We start from the raw sequence: 26,998 nt of genomic DNA, 5'->3' as shown, positions 1-26,998 counted from the left end.
TCAGGCGACGGGCGGCAACGCCAGGCCGACCCGGCGGCTGCTGACGCGCAGGCGCCAGGCCATCAGGATGGCGGCGGCGGTCAGGCCCAGGATCAGGCCCAGCCACATGCCCTGCGGTCCCATGCCCAGGCCAAGGCCCAGACCGGCACCGAGCGGCATGCCCAGGCCCCAGTACGAGAACATGGCGATGAACATCGGCACGCGGGTGTCCTTGAGCCCGCGCAGCGCGCCGGCCGAGAGCACCTGCACGCCATCGGGGAACTGGAACGCCGCGGCGTACAGCAGCAGCGTGGAGGCCAGCGCGGCCACGCCCATGTCGGCGGTGTACACCCCGACGATGGCGTCATGGCCGAACAGCAGCACCAGGGCCGACAGCGTCTGGGTGCCCAGGATGATCACCAGCCCGGCAATCGCCGCCCGGCGCACGCCCAGCCCGTTGCCGCTGCCCACCGCATGGCCCACGCGCACGGTGGTGGCTTCGGCCACGCCCATCGGGATCATGAAGCACAGCTGCGCCACGTTGATGGCGATCTGGTGCGAGGCCGCTTCGGTGGCCCCCAGGCGACCGATCAGCAGCGCGGTGACGATGAACAGCCCGCCTTCCATCAGCACGGTGATGCCGATCGGCAGGCCGGTGCGCAGCAGGTCCCAGATCGCGGCCCAGCGCGGCGGCTCGAAGTGCGAGAACAGCTGCAGGTGCGCGAACCGCTTGGTTTTCCACAGGTAGCCGGCAAAGCACAGCGCCTGGATCCACATCATGGTTGCCGAGGCGATACCCAGCCCTTCGGCGCCCATTTCCGGGAAGCCGAACTTGCCGTAGCAGAGGATGTAACCCAGCGGCGCCAGGATCACCAGGCCGCCGAAGCCCAGGATCATGGTCGGTAGCGTCCAGTGCATACCCTCGCTGAGGTAGCGCATGCAGAAGTACAGCGTCAGCGCCGGACCGCCCCAACGCACGGCATGCAGGAACGCGGTGGCACCGGGCACGATGTCCGGGGCGATGCCGAAGGCCGGCAGCAGCGGCGGCACCACCGTGAGGAAGGTGAACATGATCAGGCCCAGGCCGAGCGCCAGCCACAGTGCCTGGCGGAACAGCGGGCCGATCTCGCGCTCACGCCCAGCGCCATGCAGCTGCGACACCGAGGCGGTGAGCGAGATCAGGGTGCCGATCGGGATCAGCATCGGCAGCCACAGCAGCGCGGTGCCGATGGTGACGGCAGCCAGCGTCTGGGTGCCGTGGTGGCCGGCGATGACGTTGTCGACGAAGGAGATCAGGCCGGTGGAAACATGGCCCAGCACCAGCGGCAGCGCGAGCAGGCCGGTGGCGCGCACTTCCTGGGAAAGGCGCGGCGTAGGAGAAGCGATGGACATGGGGATCACGTACGGCAACTGCGGCAGCGCGCGGAGGGCACAGGCACCGGGTTGCGGCCGGTCATCTTACGCGCGTGGCACGGCAAAACCCACGACCGGGGGTGAATGTGCGGTTTGCGACACGATGGCGCCGCCGCCACGCTCGCACCTGGCGATGCGCGGCGGCGGGAATGCGCTCAATGCCCGACGTTCTGCTTCAACCACGCGTCGCGGGCGCCGGGGGCGAGCGCGAGGAACTGGCTGCGGACCTGGTCGCGCTCCTGCGGCGGCGTGCGCTGGGCCACCAGGCTGAGCTGGGCCAGCTGGTCCAGGCTGAGCTGGCGCAGGATGGCCAACGCCGGTTCGCGCTGCTCGGCCGGCAGGTAGCCGAACAATCCCTGCAGCTTGGGGAAGGCCTGGCCCAGTTGCGGTCCCAGCAGCCAGCCGTCGCGGAAGCGCTGGTCCTGCGCGTCGAAACGCGCGCGCAACGCCTGTTGCTGGGCCGGTGGCAAGGCGGCCATGCGCTGCGCGGCATCGCGGATGCGCGCCCGCTCCGCCGCCGGCAGGCCCTGCCAGGCGGCGTAGCGACGGCGCAGCTCCTGCAGCTGGGCCGGGTCGAGCGCGGCGCGGGTGGTCGGAATGGCCGCCGCGGTGGCTGGCGTGGCGACGGCCGGCGCCGCCGTGTCGCGGTCGGGCAACGGCAGCGGTTGCGAGGCGGCGTTGGCCAACGCGGGCAAGGCCAGCAGCAGCGCCACGCGCAGGAGGAGTTTATTCATCGGTGCTGGTCTCCAACCCGGCCGCCGCCGCTTCCGGGCGGCTGGGCTGCGGCTGTGATTCATCCACCGGCACCGGGCCGCCAGCGGCCGACCAGGCATACAGGTCGGCATCGCGCGCCAGCGGCAGGTCCGGGTCGGCCAGCATGGCCGCGTCGGTGGCGGCATGGGCCGGGTCGGCCGGCGCGGTCACGGGCACGTCGTCGGCCGGCAGGGCTTCCACCTGCACCGGGCCGGTGTCTGCAACGGCGCCGTCGGGTGCGCTGGCGGCCGGGTCGGTCGCGGTGCGGGCATGTTTCCACCAGGCTGCCCCGCCCAGCAGTACGCCGGCGGTGACCGCCACGATCAACAGCCCCTTCCAGGGGAGCCGGCGCCCGCCCTTGCGGCGCGCACGGGCACGGGCCGGCGTGGCGTCGGCCTTGTGCGGGGTGCGCCAGGAGGCGGCATCGTGGTTGGCTGGGGGCGGCGCGGCCACCGGCTGCTGCAGCTTCTGCAGGCGTGACAGCGGCAGGTCGCGCAGGCGCTGCTGCACCTGTTCGGCCAACGCGCGCCAGCCGGCCGCATCAGGATGGCCGTGCGCATCGCGCGGGCAGGCGTCGGCCAGTGCCTGCTGGTAGTCGGCCACGGGCAGGTCGAGGATCTGCGCGGCAGCCGCTTCGTCCAGCCCACCGCCGATGCGCAGCAGCAGCGCAAGCCGTGCTGGCGGCGGCAGGGCCTGCAGGTGGCCAAGCCCTGCCTCCCAGCGCCCGCCCTCGGCCGGCATGCGGATGGGGGTGCGGTGGGCCAGCAGGATCCAGAAACGGTCGGGCCATTGCGCCATCGGCACGTCGCTGGCGATACCGGCGAACGCCCGCATCACGGCCACCAGGGCCTGTTCGGCCACGGCCGGGTCACCGCACTGCAGCTCGGCCACCACCAGGGCACGGCGTTCAACGCCGCGCAGGAACGCCGACAGCGCGCCGGCTGCGGTAGAAGAAAGGGGGGCCGTCGCAGCCGTCATAGCAACTCCATCATTTGCGGAAATGATAGCGATTGCGCGGCCGATCCGGCGTGCCGATATGGGCAGCGTGTGAAGACGGGGCAGCCAGATTGCCGCTCTCATGGGCGCAGGTTGTGCACAGCATCAAGGAAAACCCGGGTACAACAGGGTGTGATAGCTATGAGATGCATGTTTCAGCTTTGTTTCACAGCTATCTTGTTGAATTAAATGAATATTGTTGTGTGGCTATTTTTTGACCAAGTTGAGGGAGAGGTCGGAACTTCCTGACGCACGGCCCGGAGATCAAGAGTGGCACACAGACTTATCCACAGAAGATGTGGATAAGCCTGAATCTCTCGACAGGACAGATATTTAGCCGCTATTTAGATTCGCGCAGAGAGATCCGCACGCGTGTTCATGGTCGCTGCCGAGGCGTGGGCGGGCCGCTACACTGCTGCGATGCCCAGTTCCGATCCGGCCCCCATCCTGTCGCTGACCCGTGGCCCCGCGCCCCAGCTGAATGCGCCGACCGTGCAGGTTGCGCTGCCACTGCCCCTGCCCCAGTGGTTCGATTACGCCCCGCCGCCGGGCGAGCCGCCGCATGCCGGCATGGTCGGGCGCCGGGTGCGGGTGCCGTTCGGTTCGCGCGAGCTGGTCGGGGTAGTCGCGGGCATCGGCGTGGTGGCCGATGGCGGCACGCTGCGCACCACGCTGGACTGGATCGATGCCGAACCGCTGCTGGGCGGCGAGGTGTGGACCTCGTTGCAGTGGCTGGCGCGCTACACCCATGCCCCGCTCGGCGAGGTGGTCAGCACCGCCCTGCCGGCACCGCTGCGGCGTGGCGAGGCGGTGCCCGCCACCCACCGCTGGGGCTGGCAGCTGACCGCCGACGGCCACGCGCAGCGCGCGCGCCTGCGTGCCGGCACCCGGCCGCAGCGGTTGGGCGCGCTGCTGGCCGAGGGCGTGGTGGATGAAGACGTGCTGGACGCCCGCATGGAGGACTGGCGCAGCGCGGCCCGTGCCCTGGCCAAGCGCGGCGTGGTCGAACGAATCGCACTGGACCATCAGGTGCCCGTTGCGCAGGCCAGCGACGGACCGCCGCCCAACCCCGAGCAGGCAGCCGCGATTGCGGCGATCACCGGTGCCCGTGGCTTCGGCGCCTATCTGCTGGACGGGGTGACCGGCAGCGGCAAGACCGAGGTGTACCTGCAGGCGATCGTGGACTGCCTGGCACGCGGCCGACAGGCGCTGGTGCTGGTGCCGGAAATCGGCCTGACCCCGCAGACCCTGTCGCGCTTCCGCACCCGCCTGGGCATTCCGGTACACGTGCTGCATTCCGGATTGAACGACAACGAACGCGCACGCGTGTGGGCCGCGGCCACACGCGGCGAGGCGCAGGTGATCGTGGGTACGCGCTCGGCGATCTTCACCCCGTTGCCCAACGCCGGGCTGATCGTGGTGGATGAAGAACACGACGGCAGCTACAAGCAGCAGGATGGCATCCGCTACCACGCGCGCGATTTCGCCTTGGTGCGGGCCAAGGCGCTGGATGTGCCGGTGGTGCTGGGCAGCGCCACGCCGTCGCTGGAATCGCTGCACAACGCGCAGGCCGGCCGCTACACCCACCTGCGCCTGAAGGTACGCGCCGGCGATGCGCGCCCGCCGCGGGTGCGCGTGCTGGACGTGCGCAAGCGGCCGCTGCGTGATGGGCTGTCGCCGGAGGTGCTGCAGGGCATTGCCGAGCACCTGCAGGCCGGCCACCAGGTGCTGGTGTTCAAGAACCGCCGCGGCTATGCGCCGGTGCTGCTGTGCCACGACTGTGGCTGGACCGCGCCGTGCCAGCGCTGCGACGCGCCGATGACGGTGCACGCCGGCGGCCGGCGCCTGCAGTGCCACCACTGCGGCGCGCGCCAGTCCGCGCCGTTGGCCTGCCCCGATTGCGGCAGCCTGGCGCTGCAGCCGCAGGGCATTGGCACCGAGCGCCTGGAAGAACATCTGGTCGAGGCCTTCGCCGATTACCCGGTGATCCGCATCGACCGCGGCACCACCAGCCGCCGCGACGCGCTGGAAACCCAACTGGCGGCGCTGGGCGACCGCGCCGGGATCCTGGTGGGCACGCAGATATTGGCCAAGGGCCACGACCTGCCCAAGCTGACGCTGGTGGTGGTGGTGGGTATCGATGAGGGCCTGTTTTCGGCCGATTTCCGCGCCAGCGAGAAGCTGGCCCAGCAGTTGATCCAGGTGGCCGGGCGCGCCGGGCGCGCCACCGATCCGGGCGAGGTATGGCTGCAGACCCACCACCCCGGGCACCCGTTGTTGGAAACGCTGGTCAATGGTGGCTACCACGCCTTTGCCGAAGCGGAGTTGCAGCAGCGCGAAGCGGCCGGCTTTCCGCCGTTCGCGCACCTGGCGCTGCTGCGCGCCGAGTCGCAGCAGGTGGAGCATGCCAACGCGATGCTCAGCGCGGTGCGCGGGTTGATTCCCGACGATGCCGCGGTGGAGCGTTACGGCCCGATGCCGGCCCCCATGCCGCGCCGCGCCGGGTACCAGCGCACGCAGCTGTTGTTGTCAGCGCCCGCACGCCGACCGCTGCACGGCGTACTGGACCTGATCACCCCGCAGATCCACGCGCTGCCGCAGGCACGCAAGGTGCGCTGGTCGCTGGATGTGGATCCGACGGATCTCTACTAGGTAGGTGCCGACCGCTGGTGGGCACGGCGCGTTCGCCATCGCGCATGCGACGGCCATGTGCGGACCAACGGTCCACACCTATCACGTACCGCCTCCGACCGGGTCGGTGCGCCGTGTCCGCCTTCGTTGCATCGCATGCGCGGGCCACGTGCGGACCAACGGTCCGCACCTACCACTTACCGCCGCCGACCGCTGGTCGGCATGGTGCGTCAGGTCAACGCGGTCATGACGCCGCGCTGGTACGCCGGGCGCTGCTTGAGGCGCTCGTACCAGGCCGCCAGGTGCGGCAACTGCGGGCGCTGGATCGGCATTTCGAACCAGGCATAGATGAAGGCGCCCAGCGGGATATCGCCCATGGCGAAGTCATCGCCGGACAGCCACGGCTGCCGCGACAACGCGTCGTCAGCCATGGCCAGCAGGTCGCCCGAGCGCACCAGCGCGGTAGCGATGCGCGCTTCATCGCGGTCGGCCGGGGCGGTACGCAGGGTGCCCCAGAACAGGTCGCGGAATACGCCGGAGAAGGCGGAGGTGGTCCAGTCCATCCACTTCTCCGACTGCGCGCGCGCCACCACGTCTTCGGGGTACAGCGTGCCCAGCGCATAGCGCGCGGCCAGGTAACGCACGATGGTGTTGGATTCCCACAGCGGCAGGCCATGGTCTTCGATCAACGGGACCAGGCCGTTGGGATTCATCGCCCGGTACTCCGGCGACTGGGTGCCGCCAAACGCACCGCCGACCTGGATCGACTCGTAGGGCACGGCGATTTCCTCGGCACACCAGAGGACTTTGCGCACGTTGCTCGAATTGTGGCGGCCCCAGATCTTCAGCATGGTTGGTTTCCCGGTTCGGACAGAAGCGGTGCCACAGCACCGCGCAGTGGCGCTACGATACGCCGGTCGGCGGCGTGGCCGTCACCTCATGGACGAAATGCAATGTTTGCGCAGATCCTCGAAATCAGTCTGTTGTGCCTGGGTATCGTGCTGCTGGTCGTGGGCTACCGCCGTCATCATCGCAACCTGATGCTGGCCGCCGCGCTGGTGCTGATGTCGTTCGGCACGCTGCAGGATTTTGGCCGCGGCGTCATCGACGGCTACCAGCAGTCCGACGCGCGCACGCTGTCAGTGGTGCACGCCACGCACTGACCGGCACCTCGCCCGGCATCACTTGGCCGCCTTGGCCGCGCCCTTCTTCGGCAGCGCGCGCACGTAGGTGGATTTGCCGTCCTTCTTCATCTCGAACAAGCCGGTGGCGGCCAGCAGTTCACTGAGCTTGCCGTAGCCGTAGTTGCGCGAATCGAACGAAGCCTGGTTGCCGATCTGGCTGCCCACCGGGCCCAGGTGCGACCAGCCATCGTCGGCTTCGGCCGAGGCCACCGCGCTGCGCAGCATCTGCACCAGACGGGTGTCGCTGCGCAGCTCGGGGCCACTCTTGCGCGGCCGGGTTTCCTCGTTGCCGTGCTCCACCTCGGGGTCGGCGGCCAGGTCCTGTCCCAGCGCTTCCAGGTAGGTGAACTTGGAGCAGGCATTGACGAAGGGCTCGGGGGTTTTCTTCTCTCCGAATCCGTACACCTTGACCCCGTCGGTAAGCAGGCGCATCACCAGCGGGGTGAAGTCGGCATCGCTGGATACGATCGCAAACCCATCCAGGTTGCGTGCGTACAGCAGGTCCATGCCATCGATGACCATGGCCATGTCCGAGGCGTTCTTGCCCCGGCTGTAGGCGAACTGCTGGATCGGGCGGATCGCGTAGGCATGCAGCACCGATTCCCAGCCTTTCAGCGCCGGGCTCTTCCAGTTGCCATAGGCACGGCGCACGTTGGCCACGCCATAGCGCGCCACCTCGGCCAGCACCACGTCGATCTTCGACGACGGCGCGTTGTCGGCATCGATCAGCAGGGCGATGCGCTTTTCCGGTTCGGTCATGTCAGCCTCCACAGCGATGCGACCACGGCCATGCGCCAGCGCGACGGCCCCTGAACCCAGTATCTGTCATCCGCGTGAACATCGTGCTTCACGTGCGACGATATGCCGCGTCGACCATGAACCCATGGGCCGGACGGCCGGCCCCCGCCAAGGAGTCCCTGCATGACCCGCGATACCCTGCCCCACCTGGTGATCATCGGTGGAGGCTTCGCCGGCCTCTGGGCCACCCGGGCATTGGCCAGCGCGCGCGTGCGCATCACCCTGGTAGACCGTCGCAACCACCATCTGTTCCAGCCGCTGCTGTACCAGGTGGCCACCGCCGGGCTGTCGGCACCGGATATCGCCGCGCCCCTGCGCCACATCCTGGGCGACCAACGCAACGTGGAAGTGCGCCTGGGCGAAGTGACCTCGATCGACAAGCAGGCCCGGCAGATCACCCTCGCCGATGGCAGCGCGCTGGGCTATGACACGCTGATGCTGTGCACGGGCGCCACCCACGCCTACTTCGGCCACGACGAATGGGCCGCCGATGCGCCCGGGCTGAAGACCCTGGACGATGCCATCGCACTCCGCCGCAAGCTGCTGCTCGCCTTCGAGCGCGCCGAGGCCGAGCCCGATCCGGCCCGCAAGGCCGCCTGGCTCAGCTTTGCGGTGGTCGGTGGCGGCCCCACCGGGGTGGAACTGGCCGGCACCCTGGCCGAGATCGCCCGGCACACGCTGCGCAACGAATTCCGCCACATCGACCCGGCCAGCGCCAAGGTGCGCCTGGTGGAAGCCGGCCCGCGCGTGCTGTCGACCTTCCCCGAGGTGCTGTCGTTGAAGGCGCGCCGCCAGCTGGAAAAACTGGGCGTGGAAGTGCTCACCGGTACGCCGGTCAGTGACATCAACGGCGACGGCTTCCAGCTGGGCAACCAGTTCGTGCCGGCGCGCACCGTGGTGTGGGCCGCCGGCGTGGCCGCCTCGCCGCTGGCACGCACGCTCGAGGTGCCGCTGGACCGCGCCGGCCGCGTGCCGGTACAGCCCGACCTGACCATCGAAGGCCACCCGGAGATCTTCGTTGCCGGCGACCTGGCCGCGCTCAGCCAGGCCGACGGCCGGCCGGTGCCCGGCGTGGCACCGGCGGCCAAGCAGATGGGCAAGCATGTGGCGGCGATCATCCGCGCGCGGTTGGACGACAAACCGGCGCCGGTCGCGTTCAAGTACCAGGACTTCGGCAACCTGGCCACGATCGGGCGCATGGCGGCCATCGTGCACCTGGGCAAGCTGCAGTTGTCCGGCGTGCTGGCCTGGTGGTTCTGGCTGGCCGCGCACGTGTTCTTCCTGATCGGCTTCCGCAACCGCATCGTGGTGCTGCTCAACTGGGCGGTGGCGTATTGGAGCTACCAGCGCAGTGCGCGGATCATCTTCGGGGATGACCGTGAGGACCGCAGGCCGAAGCTGCCCAGCGACACCTCGCCGCCGCCCTGACCCTGGCCGATGCTCACCCCGCCGGCAGACGGGAAACGGAGATGGGCGGCTTGCGAAGGCGGCGCAGGCTGGCGGCGATGGCGTCCGGTTCCGTACACGGCATGCCCGCGTCAACCAGCTCCCCGCGCCAGATCGCCAGGCTGTCGAACAGACGCTGCAGCAGGAAGGCGCAGGCCTTGGGCGCGTCGAAACGGCCGTTCACGTCGTGTTCGTCGAAGCCACTCGTGTCCGCTGCCAGAAGCGCGTCCACGCTGATGCGCGAACCGCGTAGGGCTGCGTATTCACGGAAGAAGCCCTCCACCTGGCGCTGGATGGTACGTGCCCACAGCGTGCGGTGCAGGGTGTGCTCACCGTCGCCGACCAGCGCCGCCGTCAGTGGCTGCATGTACGGCACGCAGTTGCCGCTGGTCCAGTTGCCCAGGATTGCTTTCACCAGCGCGGTGTATTCCTTGCTTGCCAACCAGGCGTCCCTGACGGCCTCGTAAGCCATCTGCATGCGCTGGGCGTGGTCATGTTCGTCGCCGTCGCGCATCACTGCGCCCATTTCTTTATAGAATCTCGCTGTTCCCACTCCCGCCTCCCTGGCGCGTCGTCATTGGATTGCCACACGCATGGTGTGGCGGCGAAGCGACGGTGAGCCACCGCTGGCTGCGCCAGGATGTTGCCTGCACGCAGCGTCACTCAGGAATCGATGCTCCCCAGCTCGGCCACCCCATTGCAGAACGCCACGGTGAAGATCGGCCCCTGTTCCGATACCAGCTGGATGTCCCATGGGTTGCCGGGGTCGGCGTCCAGCGGCACGCTCACCGAGCAAAGCTGCATCACCAGCGGCCACGCACGGGGCAAGGGTTCTCCGAAGTACTGCGCATAGGCCGGACCGATCACCGCCTGCACATCGTCCAGTATCCACGTTGGCTCGTCGATGAGCCGGCGCAGGAACGCGATCTGCGCCTCACTGGGGGGCGCCTTGCCGATGACCTGGAAACTGGCCAGTACGACCCCGTCCTCCTCCTCTTCGGGCGCCTGTATCCAATGGTGGCTGTCATTGGAACCGGTCAGCAGTTCAAGCCGGCCCAGTTGAGGGTGCTCGAGGAATTCGGGGCCGCGGAACAGGCGCGAGAACAGGCCCATCAGCTTTCCATCGCGATCGTGTCGACCTCGCCGGCTTCATCGAAGTGCACCGACACCACGTAGTTGGTGACGTCGCCCGGCAGGGTGAAATCGAAATACTCGCTCTCGTTTTCGCCCCAGGCCGACTTGAATTCCAGCAGGCCGATGATGGCGGCCGACGTCGGCGCAACATCGCCGAGGTGCTGCTGCCAATAGCTGGCCGGCAGCGCGTCGCGGTGATGGTCAGCGAACAGATCCACGCCGTCTTCGCCGGCTTCGGTGCCCACGGCCTGCTGGATGGCGGCCAGTGCCTGCGCCTGTCGTTGTGCGGTTGTATCGGTCATGTGGCGTCCTTGTCTGTAGGGTGCAATGCGGGCTTGCATTGTGGAAACGCGCGGGGCGCAGGGCATGATCGCGGTGATGCCACGGGCGGTCAATCGCGCGGCGTTCTCAGGCTATTTGGAACAGCAATGCGGTCCCGACAATAGTGCTCTGCATGCGCGGTGGCTGCGATCTGGGTTGCGCTCCAGTGCCGGGTAATCCAGATCGTCAACGCGGCATTGGCAAGGTGCCAGCTGACCATGCCGCCGCGTCGCTCGCGCAACAAATGCCTGGCCGCCACCCACGACGCTTGACGATGCGCCAATACATCCTGCCCAAGCGGCGCGATGAAGAGCGCGGCGGTGAAGCGCCAGGGGTCCAGCCGCGCGACCGGTTCAAGCGGCTCACCATCGCACACCGCCTGGGGACTTTTCGGCACTGCTGCCGGCAGCGGCACCGCCTGAATGCTGGCCAAGCCCAGCAGGTAGAGCACACCCGGTAGCGCACCCACCAGAACAGCCAACAGCAGCAGAGACGTCCACGCCTTGGCGGAGGTGCTCATGTGTCACGCCCCCTTCGGCTTGCTGTACCACAGCGCATTGACGATGACCCAGCGCTCCCCGAACCGACCCATGTGGAAGTAGTCCACGAACCACGGTGTTTCCAATCGCACCGAGGCGGCGTTGCCGGTGACGTCGAGCACCTTGCAGCTGCGGTTCCACTGCGCCTTCGGGGTTTTCAACGCGCCCTGCCGGGTGAGCTCCACCAGCTCTTCCTTCGACATCCGGCGCAGGCCGAGGCGCTCGTCCGGGGTGTCACCCAGGATCGCGCGTTTGGCCAGGTCCGGGTGCAGCGAGCGTGCCACGCGGGCCGGATCGCCCTCGAGCTGACCGTCCACGTAGTCCAGGCAGGTGGCTTCGATCGCGGCACGCGTGGCGGGATCGATGGCGGGGGCGGCAGGTGTAGTAGCGCCGGCAAGGGCGAGCAACAGGGCAAGCGGGGTCATCGCAGGGTTTCCCTCGGGTAGGTGGCGCAGCTCATTCCTCGCGGTACAGCTCCAATTCGGTCAGGCCCAGCTGCATGTACATGAAGGCGGCCGCCTCGTCGCTCATCGGCTCAGCCGTGCGAAGACCGTCCAGCCAGGCCGTGATTGCCGCATTGTGCGGGGTGACCGCATCGGCCATTGCCTTCTTCTTCGCCGGGCTCTCCCCCTCCTGCATCATCTCGCGGAGGACGTCGTCGCCGATGCCCCAGTATTCGGCCAGCGGCACCAGGCCACGCAGGCTGGCGGGCACCTTGGCCGGGTCGAGCGGCGTGCGCGCGGCCGCGATGGCATCGGGGGCGTAGGCGGCGCGGAAGGCGTCGGCCGGGGCGATGTCGCCATGACGCAGTGCGTTCACGGGCCTGGCCGCCGATGCGGGCGCGGCGATCACCAGGCCAACCAGCAGCAGCGCGGGGAGCGACAGGAGCCACGTCGTGCGCGTCCGTGTCAGCGGCTTTCGTTGGAGATCGAACATCCTGGTTCCCTCCCGGTGGTCGGCTGATTGTGGCCTACGCCGTGACGGCGAGCCAGCGTCACGCGCAGCCGGGCAGATCCGGCGCTACGGGGTGGCCTGCAGCCACGCCAGCTTGCGCGCCCGCGGCTGGCGCTTGAGCTGCCATTCGGCCTTGGAGGCGGTCGCACGGTCCGGGTAGGCGCGCATGGCCAGCAGCTTCACCGGCGGGTGGGCGCGGGTGTACTTGGCGCCCCTGCCGGCCAGATGGGCCTGGAAGCGGGCGTCCACGTCGTTGCTGATGCCGGCGTAATAACTGCCGTTGCGGCATTCCAGCAGGTACACATACCAGGGGGCGGGTTCAGCGGGCATACCGGGATTATCCACCGGAGAGCGCCCGGCGGCTGCTAGAATCCGCCCCGGATGCAGGAGAGAGGTGCCACGCTGGCACCCGCCGAAGGCGCAGGCTCCCATAATCGCTCAGGCCGGTGGCTCGGAACGCCACCAACCATGCATCCAGCACGCCGATCTGGAGAGAGGTCTTCAATGACCCGCCGAAGGGGCACGTGGCCTTGGCCACCGAACTCTCAGGCAAAAGGACAGCGGGAGCGGCAACGGAATCCCACCCTCACGACAGTGCCCCGCGCTGGCGTGCGATGTGCGTGCTTCCGTCCCCGCCTGACGTCCCCGGAGCCTCCCCCATGCTGCTCTCCCTGATCTACCTCATCGCCATTTCCGCCGAAGCCATGACCGGCGCGCTGTCCGCCGGACGGCGGCGCATGGACCTGTTCGGCGTGGTCATCATTGCCTGCGTCACCGCGCTGGGCGGTGGCTCGCTGCGCGACATCGTGCTGGGCCACTACCCGCTGGGCTGGGTGAAGCACCCCGAGTACCTGGGCTTCACCATCTGCGCGGCGTTGATCGCCACCTGGGTGGCGCGCTGGATGCACCACTTCCGCCGCACCTTCCTGGTGCTGGATGGGCTGGGGCTGATCTGCTTCACCCTCATCGGCTGCGCGGTGGCGCGCGATGCCGGCCACGCCGCGCCGATCGTGCTGATCTCGGGCATGTTGACCGGTGCCTTCGGCGGCGTGCTGCGCGACGTGCTGTGCAACGAGGTCCCGCTGATCTTCCAGAAGGAACTGTATGCGGTGATCACGCTGTTCACCGGTGCGGCCTACCTGGGCCTGCTGGAGCTGGGCGTGTCGATCAACGCGGCCACGCTGTGGTGCCTGGGCGGCGGCTTCCTGCTGCGCCTGCTGGCGATCCACTTCAAATGGGAAATGCCCAAGTTCGTCTACCGCGACGAGGTGCATTGAACGGAACGTTCAATGCACCGGTAGCACCCGACCGTTGGTCGGGTGGCCTGACACACGTTCAATGCACCGGTAGCACCCAACCGTCCCCGCCCCATGACCAAGGGCATGTGAGTGCAGGCACCCACACGCGGTACCATGACGCCCCCGCCCCTCCCGGGTCGGTATCCAGCCACGCTGCGGCATTCGACCAGCGGCCCCGCCAGACAACCCCACTTCGCCTCGCCTGCCCCCACGGGCCGGTAAACCATGGACGCGTTCGCCGTGTGGCGCACGCGCAGGATGCCCCATGTCTGCCCCGCTCCCCTCGCGTTCCCGTCGTCTGTTCAAACCGCTGTTGGTCGTGGCCGTGCTGGCCGCCGCCGTGATCGCCTGGCGCGTGTTGTCGCCCGCGCCGGCCGCCGAAGCCGCACCCGCGAGCACCGCAACGCCGGTGCGCGTGGCCACGGTGGTGCGCGAAGACCTGGTGGTGCGCCTGAAGGCGCTGGGCACGGTGACGCCGTTGCATACCGTGAGCCTGCGCAGCCGCGTGGACGGCGAACTGCTGCGGCTGTCGTTCCGCGAGGGCGAGCACGTCAAGGCCGGCGACCTGATCGCTGAGATCGACCCGCGCCCCTACCAGGTGGCGTTGGCGCGTGCGCTGGGCACCCAGCAGCAGAACCTGGCCGAACTGGACAACGCGCAGACCCAGCTCAACCGCTACAGCGAACTGCAGGCCAAGCACTTCGTGTCGGCCCAGGACCTGAGCGACCAGCAGAGCAAGGTGCGCCAGCTGCAGGGCCGGCGCCAGACCGACCAGGCTGCGGTGGATGAAGCACGCTTGCAGTTGCAGTACACCCGCATCACCGCGCCGGTGGCCGGGCGCATGGGCCTGCGCAACGTGGACGTGGGCAACCTGGTGCGCAGTGGCGATACCGAGCCGCTGGCCACCATCACCCAGACCACACCGATCAGCGTGCTGTTCACCGTGCCCGAGCCGGACCTGCCGGCGGTGGTGGCCGCCGTGCGCGCCGCGCCCGACCTCACGGTGGAAGCATGGGATCGCGAAGAGCGCCAGGCACTCGGCAGCGGCGTGCTGTCCAGCCTGGACAACCGTATCGACACCGCCACCGGCACGCTGAAGCTGCGCGCGCAGTTCGCCAATGCCGACGAGGCGCTGTTCCCCAACCAGTTCGTCAACATCCGCCTGCAGGTCAGCAGTGCCGATGCGGTGGTGATTCCCAACGCCGCCGTGCAGTTCGGCAGCAAGGGCAGCTATGTGTATGTGATTGCCCCGGACAACACCTCGCACCTGCGCAACGTGGTGCTGGGCCCGGCTGATGGCGAGCGCGTCTCGGTGCGCGAAGGCCTCAAGGCCGGCGAGCGGGTGGTGGTGGAAGGCATCGACGGCCTGCGCGAAGGTGCGCCGGTGGAGGTGGTGCCCACGCCGGGCACGCAGGTGGACGCGCCGCGGACCGGCGCATGAACCTCTCGCGGCCCTTCATCGAGCGCCCGGTAGCCACCACGCTGCTGATGGTGGCGCTGCTGCTGTCCGGCATCCTGGCCTACCGGCTGCTGCCGGTGGCGGCGCTGCCGCAGGTGGACTACCCGATCATCCAGGTCACCACGCTGTACCCGGGCGCCAGCCCGGGGGTGACCACCAGTGCGGTGACTGCGCCGCTGGAGCGCCAGCTCGGCCAGATTCCCGGGCTGAAGCAGATGTCCTCCACCAGCTCGGGGGGCGCGTCGGTGATCACCCTGCAGTTTTCGCTGGAGGTGGCCCTGGGCGTAGCCGAGCAGGAAGTGCAGGCGGCCATCAATGCCGCCGACAGCTTCCTGCCCGACGACCTGCCGGTGCCGCCGGTGTACCGCAAGGTCAACCCGGCCGACACCCCGATCCTCACCCTGGCGGTGACCTCGCAGGGCCTGTCGCTGCCGCAGGTGCACGACCTGGTGGATACGCGCATGGCCCAGCGCCTGTCGCAGCTGCCGGGCGTGGGCCTGGTCAGCCTGGCCGGTGGGCAGCGCCCGGCGGTGCGCATCCAGGTGAATCCGTCGGCGCTGGCCGCCAACGGGCTGAGCATGGCCAGCATCCGCACCGCGATCGGCGCGGCCAACGTCAACATGCCCAAGGGCAGCTTCGACGGCCCCACCCGCGCGATCATGCTCGATGCCAACGACCAGATGCGCTCGGTGGCCGAATACCAGGCACTGATCCTGGCCTACAAGGACGGCGCGCCGCTGCGCCTGGGCGATGTGGCCACGATCGAAGACGGCGCGGAGAACCGCCAGCTGGCCGCGTGGTCGGGCACCACGCCGGCGGTGCTGATCAACATCCAGCGCCAGCCCGGTGCCAACGTGATCGCCGTGGTGGACCAGGTGCGGGCGCTGCTGCCGCAGCTGCAGGCGTCGCTGCCCAAGGGCGTGGACGTGGCGGTACTGAGCGACCGCACCGAATCGATCCGCGCCTCCATCCGCGGCGTGCAGCACGAACTGCTGATCGCCATCGCGCTGGTGGTGATGGTCACCTTCGTGTTCCTGCGCAACATTCCGGCCACGATCATTCCCAGCATCGCGGTGCCGCTGTCGCTGGTGGGCACCTTCGGGGTGATGCTGCTGGCGGGGTTCTCGCTCAACAACCTCACCCTGATGGCGCTCACCATCGCCACCGGCTTCGTGGTCGACGATGCGATCGTGATGCTGGAGAACATCGCCCGCCACCTGGAACGCGGCGCCACGCCGATGCAGGCGGCACTGAAGGGCGCCCGGCAGATCGGCTTCACCCTGATCTCGCTGACCCTGTCGCTGATCGCGGTGCTGATCCCGCTGCTGTTCATGGCCGACGTGGTGGGCAAGCTGTTCCACGAGTTCGCGATCACCCTGGCGGTGGCGATCGGCATCTCGCTGCTGGTGTCGCTGACGTTGACCCCGATGATGTGCGCGCGTCTGCTCAAGGCCGGGCATGCCACCCGCCGTGATGCTGACGGCCAGGAATCGGCGCAGCAGGGCGACCCGTTCGACCGCGTGGTGGCGATCTACGACCGCCAACTGCACTGGGTGCTGCAGCGCCAGCCGCTGATGCTGGGCGCCACCGTGGCCACCCTGCTGCTTACCGCCGCGCTGTACGTCTGGGTGCCCAAGGGCTTCTTCCCGGTGCAGGACGCCGGCCTGATCCAGGGCATCAGCGAAGCGCCGCAGTCGATCTCGTTCCAGGCCATGGCACAGCGCCAGCAGGCGCTTGCCGCGGCGCTGCTGGACGATGAGGACGTGGCCAGCCTGTCCTCGTTCATCGGCGTGGACGGCAACAACGCCACGCTCAACAGTGGCCGGCTGCTGATCGAGCTGAAACCGCATGCGCAGCGCGATGCCGACGCGCAGGCGATCATCGCGCGGCTGCAGCAGCGCGTGGCGCACGTGCCCGGCATCACGCTGTACCTGCAGCCGGTGCAGGAACTGGGCATCGAGGACCGGATCAGCCGCACCCAGTACCAGTTCACCCTGACCAGCCCCGACAGCGACCAGCTCGCGCAGTGGACGCCCCGGTTGCTGGCCCACCTGCAGCAGTCCGCAGCCCTGGCCGACGTGGCCAGCGACCTGCAGGACCAGGGCCTGCAGGCACACGTGCTGATCGACCGGGTGGCCGCCGCGCGCCTGGGCATCAGCGTGGACGCAGTGGCCGATGCGCTGTACGACGCGTTCGGCCAGCGCCAGATCTCCACCATCTTCACCCAGGCCAATCAGTACCGCGTGGTGCTGGAAGCGCGCCCGGACGTGGCCTTCGGGCCGGACGCCATCGCGCGCCTGCACGTGGCCGGGCCGGAGGGCAAACAGGTGCCGTTGAATGGCATCGCGCGCATCGAGCAGCGCCCGGCGCACCTGTTGATCAACCACGTGGGCCAGTTCCCGGCGGTAACGTTCTCGTTCAACCTGGCACGCGGCGCGTCGCTGGGCGAAGCGGTGCAGGCCATTGAAGGCGCGCGTTCGGCGATCGGCCTGCCCACCGGGGTGGAGCTGCGCCTGCAGGGCGCGGCCGATGCGTTCCGCGCCTCACTGTCGAGCACGCTGTGGCTGGTGCTGGCCGCGGTGGTGGTGATGTACCTGGTGCTGGGCGTGCTGTATGAGAGTTTCATCCACCCCATCACCATCCTCTCCACCCTGCCCTCGGCCACGGTGGGCGCGCTGCTGGCGCTGCTGCTGAGCGGGCGCAGCCTGGACCTGATTGCGGTGATCGGCATCGTGCTGCTGATCGGGCTGGTGAAGAAGAACGCGATCATGATGATCGACTTCGCGCTGGAGGCCGAGCGTGAGTTCGGCCTGGGCCCGCACCAGGCGATCCACCAGGCCGCGCTGCTGCGCTTCCGTCCGATCCTGATGACCACCCTGGCCGCGCTGTTCGGCGCCATTCCGTTGATGTTCGCCAGCGGCTCGGGCGCGGAACTGCGGCAGCCGCTGGGCGTGGTGATGGTGGGCGGGCTGATCGTCAGCCAGGTGCTCACTCTGTTCACCACGCCGGTGATCTACCTGTTCTTCGACCGCTTCCGCCGGCGCCCGGCCGAACGTGCCGACGACGCGGCCGAGGCCCACGCGTGAGTCCGCTGGCGCGGGCGATCGGCTGGTTCGTGCAGCATCCGGTGGCCACCCTGCTGCTGTCGGTGGCGGTGGTGCTGGCCGGCCTGCTCGGTCTGCGGCTGCTGCCGGTGGCACCGCTGCCGCAGGTGGACTACCCGGCCATCAACGTCAGCGCCAGCCTGCCCGGGGCCAGCCCCGAATCGATGGCGGCCAACGTGGCCACGCCGCTGGAACGGGCGCTGGGCACGATTCCGGGATTGAGCCGGATCGACTCGGCCAGTACCCAGGGCTCCACCCAGATCGAGCTGCAGTTCGAACTGGGGCGCGACGTGGACAGCGCCGCGCGCGACGTGCAGGCAGCGATCAACGCCGCCCGCGCGCAGCTGCCCAGCGGCATGCCGGGCATGCCCCAGTACAACAAGGTCAATCCCTCGCAGGCACCGATCCTGGCGCTGGCGCTGAGTTCGGACAGCCTCTCGCCCGGGCAGATCTTCGATGTGGCCTCCACGGTGATCGCGCAGAAGCTGGCGCAGATTCCGGGCGTAGGCGAAGTGCAGGTGGGCGGCAGTTCGCTGCCGGCGGTGCGGGTGTCGCTGGACCCCAATGCGCTCAACCAGCAGCGCATCGCGCTCGATGACGTGGCCGCGGCCATCCGCACCGCCAACGCGCTCAAGCCGCTGGGCACCGTGGCCAGCCAGAGCCGGCAATGGCAGCTGGAGGCCAGCCTGCAGCTGCGCACCGCCGCCGAGTACCGCGACCTGATCATCGCCATGCGCGAGGGCCGCCCGGTGCACCTGCGCGACGTGGCCCAGGTCAGCGAGGGCGTGGAAGACCGCTATGCCAGCGGCTTCCACAACCAGCGCCCGGCGGTGCTGTTGATCGTCAGCCGGCAGCCGGACGCCAACATCATCGAAACCGTCGACGCCATCAACGCGCAGATGGACACGCTGCAGGCGCTGCTGCCGGCCAGCATCGACATGCAGGTGGTGATGGACCGCTCGCCGGTCATCCGCGCCACCCTGCACGAGGCCGAGCTGACCCTGCTGTTGGCCATTGCCCTGGTGGTGCTGGTGGTCCTGGCCTTCCTGGGTCACTGGCGCGCCGCGCTGGTGCCCACCCTGGCCATTCCGGTGTCGCTGCTGGGCGCACTGGCGGTGATCGCGCTGCTCGGCTTCTCGCTCAACACGCTGTCGCTGATGGCGCTGATCGTGGCCGCGGTGCTGGTGGTGGACGATGCCATCGTGGTGCTGGAGAACATCGCCCGCCATCGCGAGAACGGTACGTCGCCGATGGACGCGGCCCTGCGTGGTGCCGGTGAAGTGGGCGCCACCCTGTTGTCGATGAACATCGCACTGGCGGTGGTGTTCGTGTCGATCCTGTTCCTGGACGACTTCGTGGAGAAGCTGTTCCGCGAGTTCTCGCTGACCCTGGTGGCGGCAATGGGCGTGTCGCTGCTGGTCTCGCTGAGCCTGACCCCGATGCTGTGCGCACGTCTGCTGGGCCGTGAGCGGCCCGGTGCGGGCAACGTGCTGCAGCGGAGCGGCACGGCGTTGTTCGAGCGGCTGCGCGGCGGCTACGTGGCCAGCCTGCAGACGATGCTGCGCTGGCTGGCCGTGCCGTTGCTGCTGTTCGGCGCGGTGATCGGTCTGAACGTGTGGCTGTTCCAGCAGGTGCCCAAGGGCATCGTGCCCAAGCAGGACACTGCGCAGCTGCGTGGCTTCGCGCGCGGCGACGACGGGCTGTCGTTCCAGGTGATGCAGCCCAAGATCGATGCGTATCGGAAGTTGCTGCTGGCCGACCCGGCCATCAGCGACATCATCGGGTACATCGGCGGGCGCAGCGGGGTCAACAACGCCTTCATCATGATCAAGATGAAGCCGCTGGCCGAGCGCAAGGTATCCAGCCAGCAGGTGATCGACCGCCTGCGCAGCAACATGCCGAAGATTCCCGGCGGCGGCATGTTCCTGTGGGTGGACCAGGACATCAAGCTGGAAGGCAGCGGCGACAGCGGCCAGTACGAGTTCCAGCTGCTGTCCGGCGAGCTGGAACCCCTACGGCAATGGGCCCCCAAGGTGGCCGACGCACTGCGCGCCCTGCCTGAGCTGGTGGACGTGGAATCCAAGGGCGACGAGGGCATGCGCCAGGTGGTGCTGGACATCGACCGCGACGCCGCCGCACGGCTGGGCGTGGACATGCGCATGATCGCCTCGGTGCTCAACAACGCCTTCAGCCAGCGCCAGGTGGCCACGCTGTACGACACGCTCAACCAGTACCGCGTGGTGATGGAACTGGACCCCCGCTACACCCAGGACCCGTCCACGCTGGACCAGATCCACGTGATCGGCAAGGACGGTCAGCGCCTGCCGCTGTCCTCCATTGCCAGCTGGTCCTACGGCATGGCACCGGACCGCATTTACCACAGCCAGCAGTTCGCCTCGGTCTGGATCGAGTTCGCGCTCGCACCCGGCGTGACCCTGGACCAGGCGGTGAAAGCCGTGGACCGCGCCATGGCCGGCATCATGCTGCCCACCCATGTGCAGGCCAAGCTGAGTGGCGAGGCCGGTGGCTTCGAGAAACTGCGCGAGCGGCAGCTGTGGCTGATCGTCGGCGCGATGCTGGCGGTGTACCTGGTGCTGGGCGTGCTGTACGAGAGCTTCGTGCAGCCGCTGGCGATCCTGTCCACCTTGCCCTCGGCCGGCGTGGGCGCACTGCTGGCGCTGATGGCGTTCGGCAACGAATTGAACCTGATCTCGCTGCTGGGATTGTTCCTGCTGGTAGGCGTGGTGATGAAGAACACCATCCTGATGATCGACTTCGCGCTGTCGGCCGAACGCGAGCGCGGGTTGTCGTCGTACGACGCCATCTGCGAGGCGGCGCGGCTGCGTTTCCGGCCGATCCTGATGACTAGCGTGGCGGCGTTGCTGGGCACGTTGCCGTTGATGCTGGCTACTGGCGAAGGGTGGGAGATGCGCCAGCCGCTGGGGATCGCGATCGTGGGTGGGTTGCTGGTGAGCCAGTGGTTGACGTTGTATACGACGCCGGCGATCTATCTGGCGTTGGCGCGCTTGCGGCGCACCGCGTGATCAACGGGCAGGCGACCCACTGCCGTTAGAGCCACCCCTTGGGTGGCTGTTCTTCGCCATGGCCTACGGTGCAGCCACCCATGGGGTGGCTCTACCTTGCCAGCGTGGCCGCGTTGCGGCATCTCTTGAGCTGGCGCGGGTTGGGATGGTCGCAATGCATCATGCACCGCAGATTCTGCGTCACCGCCACCTCTCAACCACGGCTGGCATCACTCACATCGCCCACCGGCTGCAAGAGCCGAGCTTTACCCCTTCCCTCAGGTATAAATCCTTCCCTTTGGCATGACTCAATTTCCAGCCCAGGAGATCAAACGACGCGCTCACCTAAAACTCAAAGCGCCCATGGAAATGTTCCGAGGCAACTTCAAATCCGTTCGCATTGCCAGTCGGAGACATGAAAACACACTCCCGAACAACACTGAAGCGAAATGATTCATAAGCCCATTGCCGATCAACTTCCAGAGCAACAAGAGGATCGAGGTGAAGAGTAAAATACTTGGAATTAATACAACCCACTGACGGAGAGAGCTTGCCACAATCACCAAGGACAAACGAGTCACTCGACATGATCAATGACCCTGATTCGGCATCAATGATCGCAACCATTCCGTCGCCTTTTCTTACTCCATCAATAGAGTAGACGCTCCAGGCGCCAGCACCGCTTGCACCGCATGAAATCATCATGATCAGAACAACACCAATGCACTGCATCTTGCGCATCTGAGCACCCTTCCATCCGAAGCTGGCAGCTACTTCCGCGCGTTGGCTGGTGATATGAGCAACTGGGACATCGCCCAACTAGCGGTTTGCAAGCGGTCGTCTGCGATACCCAGCCTTTGCTGGATTGCAGTCATTGCACCTGCAGCGAAGGCGCCTGGCGTATCGATCAAAGCGCCTTGCACCCAGAACTGGTAAGCACAACGCTCGGGCACTACCTTTCTGGAAAGAAGCACTTCAGAGAAAGCGCTTGACCGGTCCCCATCCGTTCCCGCTGCGTCCTGCCTCTTCCAAACCTCGCGGATGAGCGACGCAAACAGGGTGGCCCGGTCATCTACGACTCTATCCCGGGTAGCGGCTATATCATCACTGATGCTGCCGCCGTGCGCTACCCATTCGTCAACGACGGGCTCCCACGCAGCATTGCATACATTGTTTTCCTCAAAATAGGCATCAAGTATTTGGTGATAATCCTCCGGATCACTCCTCCCCTTTGCCAAGGAGCATCCGGCGACCAGCGCCAAGATAATAAATGCTGAAATCAATTTCATAATCCGTCACCTGAAATTCGCGTCCGCCGGTGCACTCAATCCACCTGATGGTCGATGTGATCATAAGCGCAAGTTTCAGCTCGCACACCTTCCTTGAAGTACCGGTACTTTCCATCGGGATATGCGATTTCCCAACCCAACAAGCCTCCGGAACGGGCTACATAGAACGTCAGCACCTTTCCAGCCTGTGGCGACCTGATCACATAAGTGGACACCGTTTGGGCGCCTGTCGAAAGCGCGCACTGGCCCACCAGCGCAAAATTTACGCCCTCACTCTCCCACTGCGGCGCCAAGGATGAAGGCATATAGAAATAGAAGTAAGAAGAATTCACACACGCCCTGGAGGGGGGATTGTCACCGCAGGCAGAAAGCGAATTACGCTCTCCCAGCACCCTCATAGTCGCGCCCGAGTAATTAATGAACGAACTCATCCCATCGCCATCATCAACACCATCCTTGAAAAAAACGTCCCCTTGGACGTCCTTGGCAATTACCGAACAAGATAACGATCCAAGAAGAATCAGCAGGAAGCACCCTACTTGCATGTTGCGCATTTTATTGACCTTTTCTCGAATGAGGAAAGCTTTCTGTACGCAAGGCCATTCCCCATGGGCTCACGCTGATCGGGCCCACTGCCTTGTCCACGTATCCAGTTCCAGATCGTCGGCCATGACCTCCGACCAACCATGATGCAGCCCATGAAGGGCCATCCAGGTCTACGGTGTCCGCTGCGGGTGCCTCGGCGCATTCGCCGGTGAAATCAGCAGCTGGGACATCGCCCAACTGGTCGCTCTCACTCGGTCATCCTCAATACCCAGCTTCTTCTGAAGGGACGTGATCGTGTCAGGAGAGATCGCCGCTGGTGAACTGGCCAGGACCTCTTCCGCCCAAACCAGAGGTGTGCAACTTTCTGGCACGACATTTCTTGATTCGAGCGCCTCCATGAACGTATACGATCGGTCTAGATCCGTTCCAGCCGCGACCTGCCTGCTCCAGACACTCCGGATCAGTGCCGCGAAGGTGCTGACGCGGTCACCGGCGATTCGTTCGCGGGTCGAATCAATGTCCTCGTCAATGCGGCCACCTTGCTCGACCCAGTCGTCAACGATGGGCTGCCATGCGCCTACGCAGAGATCGATCTGGTCGGAATAGGCGCGGAGTGCCGTTTCAACGTCCTGCTGCGGCGCCTTGACCTGCCTTGATGAGCAGCCGACAGTCAGAATCAGGATGACGGAGAGAAAAAGACATCTCATAGCGCACCTCCAAAGATATGGATGCTGTCGGATCGGGGGACGTTCCTGGTCCAGGTGCTGGTGCAGGCGCTCGGGCACTCGTGGAGGACATGCATTGTCGCCACACGCCACACCCACGCACCCAGCCCCACCGCCCCTCCCAAGTTACTTCCAGCCAACTTTACTGCTGGGCGGCCAGCGTGTCCGCGTTGTATCAACGGATTTCACTGGCTGTAACACAGCTGGCTCAGCCACACGGGACCATGCGCCCCTTACTTGACCACCTACCGGGCCGCCCTCTATTGAACGTCACAACGAAACTGAATCACTGTCAAAAACAACGCATTGCAACAGAGGGGCCAGGTCCGCGTGCGGCCACCCATGGGGTGGCTCTACCGGGACAGGCCGGGTGTACCGGCGTGCCGTGGGCGCGTCAACCGCGTTACGCCGCTTCGCGCACCCGCGCTGCGCGGCGCGCGCGCACCGCTTCGGCCAGGCTTTCCAGCACGGCCAGCGAGCTGTCCCAGCCGATGCAGCCATCGGTGATGCTCTGGCCGTAGGTCAGCGGCTGCCCTTCGACAAGGTCCTGGCGACCGGCCACCAGGTGGCTTTCCACCATCACCCCGACGATGCGCTCTTCGCCGTTGGCCAGCTGCGCGTTGATGTCGGCGATGACCTTGGGCTGGTTCTCCGGGTTCTTGCTGCTGTTGGCGTGGCTGGCATCGATCATGATGCGCGCGGCCAGGTGCGACTTGGCCAGGGTCTGGCTGGTCGCTTCCACATGGGTGGCGTCGTAGTTGGGCGTCTTGCCGCCGCGCAGGATGACGTGGCAATCCGGGTTGCCGGCGGTGGCGACGATGGCGGTGCCGCCTTCCTTGGTCACCGACAGGAAGTGATGCGGATTCGACGCAGCACCAATCGCGTCGGCAGCGATCTTGATGTTGCCGTCGGTGCCGTTCTTGAAGCCCACCGGGCACGACAGGCCCGAGGCGAGCTCGCGGTGCACCTGGCTCTCAGTGGTGCGCGCGCCAATCGCGCCCCAGGCCACCAGGTCGGCGATGTACTGCGGCGAGATCACGTCGAGGAATTCCACGCCGGCCGGCAGGCCGAGCTTGTTGATGTCGCGCAGCAGGCCGCGCGCCACGCGCAGGCCCTTGTTGATGTTGAAGCTGCCGTCCAGGTCCGGGTCGTTGATCAGGCCCTTCCAGCCCACCGTGGTGCGCGGCTTTTCGAAGTACACGCGCATGACGATTTCCAGTTCGTCAGCAAAGGCGTCACGCAGCGGCTTGAGGCGCTGGGCGTATTCGATGGCGGCCACCGGGTCGTGGATCGAGCACGGGCCGATCACCACCGCCAGGCGGTCATCGCGGCCGTGCAGGATTTCGTGCAGGGCCGCGCGCGAGGCACTGACCGTGTCGGAGGCTTCATCGTCGCAGGGCAGCATGGCCAGCAGCTGGGCCGGCGGGGTCAACGGTTCGATCTTGCGGATGCGCAGGTCGTCGGTGTGCGGGGGCATGGGGGAAACTCCTTGGAAGTGGGGGTCCCCAGCGCGGCGGCAACAAAAAAGCCGCCAGGTGCGCTGGCGGCTTTCGGGAATGCGTCTGAAGGTTTCTTCAGGGTGAGCGCATGCCTTCCTCCGCCGGTGGCTTCGGAAAGTAATACCAAAAGTAGGAATTGGCGGGGCGTGCGTTCATTGGGGAGTATTGATAGCACAGCTTTTGTGCGGCGCAAAATGTTTCATTCGCAACTGCGACGGCGGTGTTCAGCCACCGTGAGCGCGGGCCTCATGCCTTCGGCAGCGCCGCCAGTTCGGCCAGATGCTGCTGCAGCCCACCCGATGCGCCCGCGATGTGGGTGGTGGTGAAGTAGGTGTGCCAGCCGGTGCCATCAATGGCGGCCAGCAGCGCATCAGCGTCCGTGCGGTCGCTGCATTGCCACACGGCGTAGAACTGCTCTGCGCTGCTGCGCGGCACGTCCGTATCCAGCGGGCCCATGGCCAGCGGTTTGATCCGCGCCGGATCGACATGCTGCATGCCCGCGCCGATGCGGGCGAAGAGCGCCCCCCGCGATACCGGGTCCAGCGCGGTCCAGGCGGGGGTGGCGGTGTAGAGCTCGATCAGCATGTAAGACATGGCATTCCTTGGGTCAGAGCGAGCGCAGGGCGCGCTTGCGGATGTAGCTATTGGCCGGATCATCGGCATGGCGCTGCTGCCATTGGCTGCACAGCGCGCGGACCCAGTCGGGCTGGCTTTTGCCGGCGTCGTTGAGCCAGTTGCCTACCGAATCCTGCACGTAGCGCGCTTCATCGCAGCACAGTGCGTCCAGCAGGTCCCGTGCATGGTGGGGTTCCTGCTTGAACAAGGTGATATGCGCGGCCCATACCCCGCGTGGGCGCAGCGCTTCGCAGGCGAAGCGGCGCACGTTCGGCGACGCATCCTGGACCCAAGCCTGCAGGTGCGCGAGCACCCGCAGCGGCTCGGCGGCGATGTGGGGGCGCACGGCCAGCCAGGCCCATTCGCGTACGCCAAAGTGCGGGTCGTCGGCCAAGGCGCGCAGGGCATCCAGCTTGCGCTCCAGGGTCAGCGCCGGATCGCTGCCGATCAGGTAGCAGGCCCAGCCGCGTACGGTGTCGCTGGCGTGTCGTGACCAGTGGGCATGATCGCCGTGCCCATGCGCGCGCAGCAGCGTGGCGGCGCCCTGCATGCGCAGGGTGATGCCCAGCTTGGCGGCGTTGCGCATCGGGGCCAGCGCCGAGGCCGGCAAGGTCGGCGCGACATGGGCCATCAGCCGGGCAAAATCGACGGCCAGCACTTCGGCCAGGTGGGCCGCTTCGGCCTCGCCCCGATCCAGCTGGCCGCGCCGCTCGCGGGTGATCGGCTTTTTCATGAGGTGCGCCCCGCATCGGTGCGCGACCACACGCGCTGCAGCAGCGTGCCAAGCACCTGGCGTTCGGCGGTGCTGATGTCGGCAAACAGCGAGGCGATCCACTGCGTCTGCTGGTCGAACAGGCGCGCCGACAGTGTCTGTCCCGACCGGGTCAGGCGCACGTGGATGCGCCGCTTGTCATCGGGATCGCTGTGACGGCTCACCAGCTGCTCGCGCTCCAAGCCATCCAGCAGGCCGGTCACGGTGGCACGGGTGACGCCGGCGCGTTCGGCCAACTGGTGGGGCGACAGCACTGTATCTGCCCCGCGCAGCAGGAACAGCAGCACAAAACGCCCTTCGCTCAAGCCCAGCGGTGCCAGACGACTGGCGCAGTCCTGGTCGATCGCGCTGGCCAGCGACAGCACCTGGAAACACAGCGCCAATTCCCCCGCGTCCGGCTGGCCACGTCGCGCCAGTTCGGTCAGGAAGGCCTGATGTTTGATTTCCAGCATGCAGGCGGATCCGGAATAGTACGGCGGCTAACTATATCATTACTGCGACGCATCTGGAACCCCGCCGC

The 26,998-nt window shown here is 67.1% G+C and carries 27 protein-coding genes and 2 riboswitches; of the genes, 7 read left to right on the top strand and 20 right to left on the bottom strand.

All coding sequences use genetic code 11. The features are described 5' to 3' along the window. From DX03_RS02130 to DX03_RS02120, 3 genes are all read right to left on the bottom strand, one after another. On the bottom strand, positions 1-1,371 hold the full coding sequence (locus DX03_RS02130; RefSeq protein WP_038685965.1) for an MATE family efflux transporter: 1,371 nt from the start codon (positions 1,369-1,371) through the stop codon (positions 1-3). A 176-nt stretch (positions 1,372-1,547) separates the two neighbouring features. Next, complete coding sequence (locus DX03_RS02125; RefSeq protein ID WP_038685962.1) at positions 1,548-2,126, bottom strand: DUF3106 domain-containing protein; 579 nt, start codon at positions 2,124-2,126, stop codon at positions 1,548-1,550. Beyond that, the gene (locus tag DX03_RS02120; protein ID WP_038685960.1) at positions 2,119-3,123 is read right to left on the bottom strand and encodes a hypothetical protein; all 1,005 of its coding nucleotides are present in this window, start codon (positions 3,121-3,123) and stop codon (positions 2,119-2,121) included. Before DX03_RS02120 ends, DX03_RS02125 begins: the two co-directional genes overlap by 8 nt. A 495-nt stretch (positions 3,124-3,618) precedes the next feature. Here DX03_RS02120 and DX03_RS02115 point away from each other — a divergent pair, with 495 nt between their 5' ends. After that, positions 3,619-5,793: a primosomal protein N' gene (locus DX03_RS02115; protein WP_038691755.1), complete on the top strand. Its 2,175-nt coding sequence runs from the start codon at positions 3,619-3,621 to the stop codon at positions 5,791-5,793. Between the two features lie 209 nt (positions 5,794-6,002). Here the strand turns inward: DX03_RS02115 and DX03_RS02110 are convergent, their stop codons facing one another. Further along, entirely contained in the window at positions 6,003-6,623 is a 621-nt protein-coding gene (locus DX03_RS02110; protein WP_038685958.1) for a glutathione S-transferase family protein, read from the bottom strand. A gap of 102 nt (positions 6,624-6,725) precedes the next feature. Here DX03_RS02110 and DX03_RS02105 point away from each other — a divergent pair, with 102 nt between their 5' ends. Next, positions 6,726-6,935, top strand: coding sequence for a hypothetical protein (locus DX03_RS02105; protein WP_038685955.1), 210 nt, complete (start codon positions 6,726-6,728; stop codon positions 6,933-6,935). Positions 6,936-6,953: 18 nt separating this feature from the next. On the opposite strand, the gene DX03_RS02100 is transcribed toward DX03_RS02105, so the two are convergent. Continuing rightward, positions 6,954-7,715, bottom strand: a complete 762-nt coding sequence (locus DX03_RS02100) for an NYN domain-containing protein (RefSeq protein ID WP_038685954.1) — start codon at positions 7,713-7,715, stop codon at positions 6,954-6,956. A 162-nt stretch (positions 7,716-7,877) separates the two neighbouring features. On the opposite strand from DX03_RS02100, the gene DX03_RS02095 reads away from it, so the two are divergent. Further along, entirely contained in the window at positions 7,878-9,182 is a 1,305-nt protein-coding gene (locus DX03_RS02095; RefSeq protein ID WP_038685952.1) for an NAD(P)/FAD-dependent oxidoreductase, read from the top strand. Between the two features lie 13 nt (positions 9,183-9,195). Here DX03_RS02095 and DX03_RS02090 read toward each other — a convergent pair whose 3' ends face one another. From DX03_RS02090 to DX03_RS02060, 7 genes are all read right to left on the bottom strand, one after another. After that, a complete protein-coding gene (locus tag DX03_RS02090) occupies positions 9,196-9,753 on the bottom strand; it encodes a hypothetical protein (RefSeq protein ID WP_185753441.1) in 558 nt (185 codons plus the stop codon). A 110-nt stretch (positions 9,754-9,863) separates the two neighbouring features. Next, entirely contained in the window at positions 9,864-10,313 is a 450-nt protein-coding gene (locus DX03_RS02085) for a hypothetical protein (protein WP_038685948.1), read from the bottom strand. Next, entirely contained in the window at positions 10,313-10,636 is a 324-nt protein-coding gene (locus DX03_RS02080; protein ID WP_038685946.1) for a DUF2004 domain-containing protein, read from the bottom strand. Before DX03_RS02080 ends, DX03_RS02085 begins: the two co-directional genes overlap by 1 nt. 89 nt (positions 10,637-10,725) lie before the next feature. After that, positions 10,726-11,175, bottom strand: a complete 450-nt coding sequence (locus tag DX03_RS02075; RefSeq protein WP_051598712.1) for a hypothetical protein — start codon at positions 11,173-11,175, stop codon at positions 10,726-10,728. 3 nt (positions 11,176-11,178) lie between these two features. After that, the gene (locus tag DX03_RS02070; protein WP_038685944.1) at positions 11,179-11,619 is read right to left on the bottom strand and encodes a nuclear transport factor 2 family protein; all 441 of its coding nucleotides are present in this window, start codon (positions 11,617-11,619) and stop codon (positions 11,179-11,181) included. A 31-nt stretch (positions 11,620-11,650) separates the two neighbouring features. Further along, the gene (locus tag DX03_RS20345; RefSeq protein ID WP_051598711.1) at positions 11,651-12,130 is read right to left on the bottom strand and encodes a hypothetical protein; all 480 of its coding nucleotides are present in this window, start codon (positions 12,128-12,130) and stop codon (positions 11,651-11,653) included. Between the two features lie 84 nt (positions 12,131-12,214). Continuing rightward, positions 12,215-12,478 carry a GIY-YIG nuclease family protein gene (locus DX03_RS02060; RefSeq protein WP_038685942.1) on the bottom strand — a complete coding sequence of 88 codons (264 nt, stop codon included), beginning with the start codon at positions 12,476-12,478 and terminating at the stop codon, positions 12,215-12,217. Between the two features lie 44 nt (positions 12,479-12,522). Then, a riboswitch (glycine riboswitch) is annotated at positions 12,523-12,617 on the top strand. An 8-nt stretch (positions 12,618-12,625) separates the two neighbouring features. After that, positions 12,626-12,717: riboswitch (glycine riboswitch) on the top strand. A gap of 90 nt (positions 12,718-12,807) precedes the next feature. Here DX03_RS02060 and DX03_RS02055 point away from each other — a divergent pair. From DX03_RS02055 to DX03_RS02040, 4 genes are all read left to right on the top strand, one after another. Further along, on the top strand, positions 12,808-13,425 hold the full coding sequence (locus tag DX03_RS02055; RefSeq protein ID WP_038685940.1) for a trimeric intracellular cation channel family protein: 618 nt from the start codon (positions 12,808-12,810) through the stop codon (positions 13,423-13,425). Between the two features lie 286 nt (positions 13,426-13,711). After that, positions 13,712-14,887 carry an MdtA/MuxA family multidrug efflux RND transporter periplasmic adaptor subunit gene (locus DX03_RS02050; RefSeq protein WP_038685938.1) on the top strand — a complete coding sequence of 392 codons (1,176 nt, stop codon included), beginning with the start codon at positions 13,712-13,714 and terminating at the stop codon, positions 14,885-14,887. Further along, positions 14,884-17,991 carry an MdtB/MuxB family multidrug efflux RND transporter permease subunit gene (locus DX03_RS02045; RefSeq protein WP_038685937.1) on the top strand — a complete coding sequence of 1,036 codons (3,108 nt, stop codon included), beginning with the start codon at positions 14,884-14,886 and terminating at the stop codon, positions 17,989-17,991. The genes DX03_RS02050 and DX03_RS02045 overlap by 4 nt, the downstream gene beginning before the upstream one ends. Further along, positions 17,988-21,053, top strand: coding sequence for an efflux RND transporter permease subunit (locus DX03_RS02040; protein WP_038685936.1), 3,066 nt, complete (start codon positions 17,988-17,990; stop codon positions 21,051-21,053). Before DX03_RS02045 ends, DX03_RS02040 begins: the two co-directional genes overlap by 4 nt. Positions 21,054-21,377: 324 nt before the next feature. On the opposite strand, the gene DX03_RS21035 is transcribed toward DX03_RS02040, so the two are convergent. From DX03_RS21035 to DX03_RS02010, 8 genes are all read right to left on the bottom strand, one after another. Further along, positions 21,378-21,773: a hypothetical protein gene (locus DX03_RS21035; protein ID WP_185753440.1), complete on the bottom strand. Its 396-nt coding sequence runs from the start codon at positions 21,771-21,773 to the stop codon at positions 21,378-21,380. A 29-nt stretch (positions 21,774-21,802) separates the two neighbouring features. Further along, positions 21,803-22,321, bottom strand: a complete 519-nt coding sequence (locus DX03_RS02035) for a hypothetical protein (protein ID WP_038685934.1) — start codon at positions 22,319-22,321, stop codon at positions 21,803-21,805. 35 nt (positions 22,322-22,356) lie between these two features. Further along, positions 22,357-22,875: a hypothetical protein gene (locus DX03_RS21030; RefSeq protein WP_185753439.1), complete on the bottom strand. Its 519-nt coding sequence runs from the start codon at positions 22,873-22,875 to the stop codon at positions 22,357-22,359. 162 nt (positions 22,876-23,037) lie between these two features. Beyond that, complete coding sequence (locus DX03_RS02030; RefSeq protein WP_038685932.1) at positions 23,038-23,574, bottom strand: hypothetical protein; 537 nt, start codon at positions 23,572-23,574, stop codon at positions 23,038-23,040. A gap of 421 nt (positions 23,575-23,995) precedes the next feature. Further along, entirely contained in the window at positions 23,996-25,069 is a 1,074-nt protein-coding gene (gene aroG, locus DX03_RS02025) for a 3-deoxy-7-phosphoheptulonate synthase AroG (RefSeq protein WP_038685930.1), read from the bottom strand. A 268-nt stretch (positions 25,070-25,337) separates the two neighbouring features. After that, positions 25,338-25,685: a DUF6616 family protein gene (locus tag DX03_RS02020; RefSeq protein ID WP_038685928.1), complete on the bottom strand. Its 348-nt coding sequence runs from the start codon at positions 25,683-25,685 to the stop codon at positions 25,338-25,340. 13 nt (positions 25,686-25,698) lie between these two features. After that, positions 25,699-26,439, bottom strand: a complete 741-nt coding sequence (locus DX03_RS02015; RefSeq protein WP_038685926.1) for a DNA alkylation repair protein — start codon at positions 26,437-26,439, stop codon at positions 25,699-25,701. Then, entirely contained in the window at positions 26,436-26,930 is a 495-nt protein-coding gene (locus DX03_RS02010) for a MarR family winged helix-turn-helix transcriptional regulator (RefSeq protein ID WP_038685925.1), read from the bottom strand. The genes DX03_RS02015 and DX03_RS02010 overlap by 4 nt, the downstream gene beginning before the upstream one ends. Positions 26,931-26,998 lie beyond the last annotated feature (68 nt).

Source organism: Stenotrophomonas rhizophila (assembly GCF_000661955.1).
GTDB lineage: Bacteria > Pseudomonadota > Gammaproteobacteria > Xanthomonadales > Xanthomonadaceae > Stenotrophomonas > Stenotrophomonas rhizophila.
Note: the sequence above shows the minus strand (reverse complement) of the source record. Positions and strands in the feature narration are given on the sequence as shown.